The following is a 5,546-nucleotide window of genomic DNA, read 5'->3' on the forward strand; positions in this document are numbered from 1 at the left end:
ACCCACTCAGCTACAAAAAACAAATCAAAGAAGCCTATACCCAACTGATCGAAGAGGTGATTGAACCGTTGAGGGTTGGGAGGTAGGAGAAGGAGAAATGAATAGTGTCGGACTTTAACATTGAACAATTTAAAAGAAATGTTCTAACAAAGAATTTGAATATTTTAATTGGTTCTGGAGTATCATATCCAGCAATTCCTTTAATGAATTTCTTTTCAAAAGATGATAAAGGTATGCCTGTAAGTAAAGAAGTTGCAAATACTAATTTAGAGAATCATATATGGAAAGTTAGTTCTTTTTTACCTTTTAATCATAATGATAGAATAAAGTACTTTGTTGAGAATATAGATAGGCAGACTTTGTACTCAACAGATTATTTTACTGAACTGAACAAATTTATCGCCTTTGAGGATAATATTGATTTTGTATTAGAACGATATATAAAGTTTTTAGAAAAAATAATTGCATTACTTTATACTTCGAATTCCAGAACGGTTTCAAAGAATGTTAATATTTTTACCACAAATTATGATTTATTTATTGAAAGATCTTTGGATTTATTAATGAAAAACGATAACCTCATATTTAATGATGGGGCCAATGGTTATTTCTATAAAGTGTTAGATAGTTCTAATTATAATAAAAGTGTAGCATATAGAGGATTAAATGAAAATTATTTAAATGAGCTTCCTTCAATCTCTTTAATTAAACCTCACGGCTCTATGAATTGGGAAAAAGGCGAAAATAATCAGATTTTAATAAGAACGTGTACTGTCAATCACCCAGTTGTTGTTAGACCTACGGGACTTGAAGGACAGGAAACATATCTTAACAATCATTTTCATGATATGTTAAGAGTATTCCAACTAGAGCTAGACAAACCACAATCAGTATTAATTGTTATAGGATTCTCGTTTCAAGATGATCATATTGCGAAGATGATAAGGAGAGCCTTAAAGAATCCAGAATTAATGATTTATATTTTTTGTTATGCTGATAGCGATTTTGATGTTATTAAGAAGAACTTATCTCTTGATAATATTCCTAGAAATCTTCAGATAGTGATACCATCTGATTTAGAAGTCGAAAACAAGAACACTTTGAGTACAAGTGGGAATTTTGATATAAGTAGTCTAACAAAGTTATTTATCATTGAGGATTAAGAAGTATAATGAACCGAGTTGTGAAAAAATTAGGTGTAATCGTAGGTGTTGATGGTGATATTTCTCAAGTAGGAATGTATCAATTATCTAATGATGCCGAGTATTTATGGTATGGAGATATTTTACAAGGTGCAAAAATTGGTGCATTTTTGACAATTTTGCAAAATAATGTAAAAATTATCGCTTCTGTTGTTACTGAAAAAGTTGCTGATCAGCAAAATACAATTCGAAGTACAGAATTTGATAATCGTTTTTCAAAGAATTCTATAAATCGAATCATTCATTTAAAAACAAAAGGTGTAATTGAAAATGGCGTGTTTCAAGTGACGAGCCAATATGTACCTATGATTGGTAATGAAGTTTGTATTACTTCAAAGCAGGACTTAGAATTAATATATGGGATTAATGAATCTGAGCCAACAATTTCTATAGGAAAATCAATCTTAGAAGGTCAAGTTGTTCCATTATCGATTAATAAAATTTTTGCTTCTCATATTGGTGTTTTTGGGAATACTGGTAGTGGTAAGTCTAATACATTGCATAAATTATTTTTAGAATTATTTCGGTCAGACTATCGAGAGAAGATTTTAGAGTATTCAAAATTCTATGTTATTGATTTTAATGGTGAATATACAAAAGATGATAGCTTTGGTGTAACCAATCAAAAAAGAGTATTTGAAATTAATACTAAAAATCAAACAACAACTAAACTTCCTATAACCTCAGATTATTTATTTGATCCAGATATTTTGTCAATTCTATTCGGAGCAACTTCGGCCACACAAGTTCCTTTTTTAAGAAAATCGCTTAAAATTTGGAATGAAAGACAGTTTAATGGTGAGAGTATTGCCCGTTTTGTAGTAGGAACCTTGAAAAGGGTTTTAACTACTGGGAATTCTGCAAGTCTAGATTCTAAAGATAATTGGATATCTATTTCAGAGAAGTACATTGATAATGATTTATTTAATGTCTTAAAAAGTAATTTGTATTATAACTACAGTACAGAATCTTATTATACAGTAGTTAATGGTGCCAATAAATATATTATTAATCCTAATACGCCTATTCCTGATTCTGAAATAAAGTATCTTAAAATTGATGAAATAGAGGAGGCTTTAAAAGATAAATTTAACCAATTATCAGAATTTGATAAATTAAAATTTCATTTTGATTTTCAGAAAGTACACCAATCAGCTTGGAAATCAACGAATATTGAACATATTAACCCTTTGTTTCACAGGATTGATACAGCCTTAAACAGTTTGAAAAAAGTTGTTGAAGTTAAAGAAAGTATAGAAGATGATTTTTCTAGTCTGAATATTATCAACCTCGTACACGCTAATCAGGAAATCACTAGATTAGTTCCTATGCTTATCTCTAAGATGATCTATGATCAACAGAAAACGAAGATAGCTGGAAACGATGTTACATGCACTAGTCATTTAATTATTGATGAAGCTCATAATATTTTGAACGCCCAAAATCATTCTTTAGGAGATACTTGGCAGGACTATAGATTAAGCATTTTTGAAGAAATAATTAAGGAAGGACGAAAATTTGGTTTCTACTTAACTTTATCTAGTCAACGACCGGCAGATATTTCACCGACTATTCTTTCACAAGTTCATAATTATTTCATCCATAGATTGGTTAATGATAATGATTTACGTATGCTGGTAAATACTATGCCTACGTTGGATAAAACATCCTTTAATAAAATTCCTAGTTTAGGTAAAGGAGAGGTTATAATTACTGGTAATGCTATTCAAGTTCCAGTATTTGTGAAAGTAGATAAAGAAGAGATAATTAGACCGAATAGTGATGATGTTATTTTGACTGAATTGTGGAGTGAAAATGATGGTAAAAGTTAAAGGAAAATTTATTGAAGGTTGCAAAGAATGTAATAATGCTAAGGATTTTATGTTGCCTGAAGATGTCATCCAGGCAGTTATTAAGGGAGATTTAGTATTATTCTGTGGTGCAGGTATAAGTACGGAGTCAAAAAAAGTTATGCCTACTTCATTTTATACTGATATAAAAGATGAGTTGGTAATTAAAAATCATATTGAAGTAGATGAAAATCTATCCTTTTCTAAATTAATGAGTTTGTTTTGTGAAAATGTTGTAAATGGTAGAAAAGAACTATTTAAAAGGATAAATAGCAGATTTCAAATGATAGAAAACTTTCCGGAATTATATCGCATTGCTTCAGAATTTCACAAAGAAGTTGCTAAAATTCCACAGATTGGAACTGTAATAACAACAAATTGGGATACTTTGTTTGAGGACAATTGTGATATGTTTCCAATTATTTACAATGAAGACGTTGCTCTGTGGGATACGTTTGAAAAAAGGGTTTTTAAAATTCATGGTTCTATAAAAAATATAGGTTCAATTATTGCAACTGAGGAAGACTATGAAAATTGCTATCAAAAATTGTCAACAAAACCTATTGGGGATAGGTTAAAAACTATATTATCAACAAAAACAGTAGTATTTGTAGGTTTTTCTTTCGGTGATGAAGATTTGAATAAAATTATTGAGATTCTTTCAGATGATTTGGGACAGTTTGCAAATCAATTTTATTTAGTTACAATTGATGAAAAGTGGTTGGAGAAGCACCCTAAAAATATAATTCCGATTATTACTGATGGAACATTTTTTGTTAAATCTTTGAAAAATGAACTTATTCAGCAAGGAACTCTGATTGACAGTAAGGTATATCGTTTTGCAGAAGAAGCAAATAAAATTTTGATAAATGCACACTTAAGTTGGATGGATGATGCAAAGTTTCATGAAATTTTGCAAGAGTATCCTGAGCTATTATTGACAATAGCTTACCAAGATGGTTTGATACATGCTTTTCAGTTTTCTATAGCAGACGAAAAATCAGGAAGAATATTAATTCCAAATTATACTCATGACGTTGCTCATAGTTATTTATATTTATATAACCAAAGAATGAGTGAAAATGAATATTTGAGAGCTTACTATGATCGGGGGTATTCTGATGGTTTTTTGGCATTGGAATTGTTCGTATGTAGTGAAAATAAAGATGCTTTATTACCACCCCTGTTCTTTTTTGATGATAAAAATTTTGACGATTTAGGAGCGTTATTATCCTATTTAAATGATAATAGAATTCTAGATCTTTACCATTATTGTAAAGAGCATGTTACCCCCTATAAGAATGGGGGAATCCCTCATTGTATGCCATGGTATTGTTAGATATATTTTAGTGGAGATTTAAATGATGAAACAGAGTAATCCCAGAATAAGATTAAAAAAATTTAATAACAAATGGGATAATTATAAATTGGGTCAGCTTGGAAGTTTTAAATCAGGAATAGGTTTTCCAGATAGTCAGCAAGGTGGTACAGAAGGGATTCCATTTTTTAAGGTTTCTGATATGAACAATATTGGAAATGAAACTGAGATGAGGAATGCAAATAATTATGTTACACAGGAGCAAATTATGAAAAATAGTTGGAAAGTTATTAATGAAACTCCAGCTATCATATTTGCTAAAGTTGGTGCTGCATTGATGTTAAATAGAAAACGGTTAGTTACTAAACCTTTTCTGATTGACAATAATACTATGAGCTACTCTTTCGATGAATCATGGGATAAAGATTTTGGTTTAACATTATTTCAAACGATAAATTTGCCCAAGTATACACAAATCGGCGCCCTACCTTCATATAATGCTAGTGACATAGCGATGTTAAAGGTTAATATACCTAGTATTCAAGAACAATCCGCCGTCGGCTCTCTTTTCCGCACCCTCGACGACCTTCTGGCTAGCTACAAGGAAAATCTCGCTAATTACCAATCTCTCAAGGCGACCATGCTCTCAAAAATGTTTCCCAAAGCTGGACAGACCGTTCCTGAGATTCGTTTGGATGGATTTGAAGGTGAGTGGGAAATTGTTAAATTAGGAGACAACTGTAGAATTATAACTGGTGGAACACCTAGAACTGGTGTAAAGGAATTCTGGAATCCAAAAGAGATTCCATGGATGTCTTCAGGAGAAATTAATAAGAAGATTTTAAATGAAACAGAAGAAATGATATCTTGCCTTGGACTAGAAAATTCTAGTGCAAAATGGGTTAAGCAGAATTCAGTTTTAATTGCCTTAGCAGGTCAGGGGCAAACTAGAGGTAGAGTAGCAATAAATAAGATACCACTAACCACAAATCAATCAATTGCAGCGATTGAAACAAGTAGTAATATTGATTTTTTATTCTTATATACAGATTTAGGAAGACGATATGATGAGTTACGTTTAATTTCATCAGGTGATGGAACACGTGGTGGTTTAAATAAAATGATAATTTCTAGCTTGGAATTAAATATTCCAGGTATTGAAGAACAACAAGCCAT

The 5,546-nt window shown here is 30.9% G+C and carries 4 protein-coding genes; all 4 read left to right on the plus strand.

The genetic code is table 11. From position 1 onward, the window contains the following. The first annotated feature begins 104 nt into the window (after positions 1–104). The gene (locus tag RYK07_RS08665) at positions 105–1,163 is read left to right on the plus strand and encodes an SIR2 family protein (RefSeq protein WP_399546607.1); all 1,059 of its coding nucleotides are present in this window, start codon (positions 105–107) and stop codon (positions 1,161–1,163) included. Between the two features lie 8 nt (positions 1,164–1,171). Beyond that, positions 1,172–3,034: an ATP-binding protein gene (locus RYK07_RS08670; protein WP_314853469.1), complete on the plus strand. Its 1,863-nt coding sequence runs from the start codon at positions 1,172–1,174 to the stop codon at positions 3,032–3,034. Beyond that, entirely contained in the window at positions 3,021–4,391 is a 1,371-nt protein-coding gene (locus tag RYK07_RS08675; protein ID WP_314853470.1) for an SIR2 family protein, read from the plus strand. Before RYK07_RS08670 ends, RYK07_RS08675 begins: the two co-directional genes overlap by 14 nt. Before the next feature lie 22 nt (positions 4,392–4,413). Further along, the coding region (locus RYK07_RS08680; protein ID WP_314853471.1) for a restriction endonuclease subunit S at positions 4,414–5,546 on the plus strand (1,133 nt) is incomplete at its 3' end.

Source organism: uncultured Granulicatella sp. (assembly GCF_963528315.1).
Classification (GTDB): domain Bacteria; phylum Bacillota; class Bacilli; order Lactobacillales; family Aerococcaceae; genus Granulicatella.

What these genes read in the sequence shown, in the direction of transcription:
- RYK07_RS08675 (WP_314853470.1), top strand. Translation starts at nt 3,021, where the DNA reads ATGGTAAAAGTTAAAGGAAAATTTATTGAAGGTTGCAAAGAATGTAAT.
- RYK07_RS08670 (WP_314853469.1), top strand. Translation starts at nt 1,172, where the DNA reads ATGAACCGAGTTGTGAAAAAATTAGGTGTAATCGTAGGTGTTGATGGT.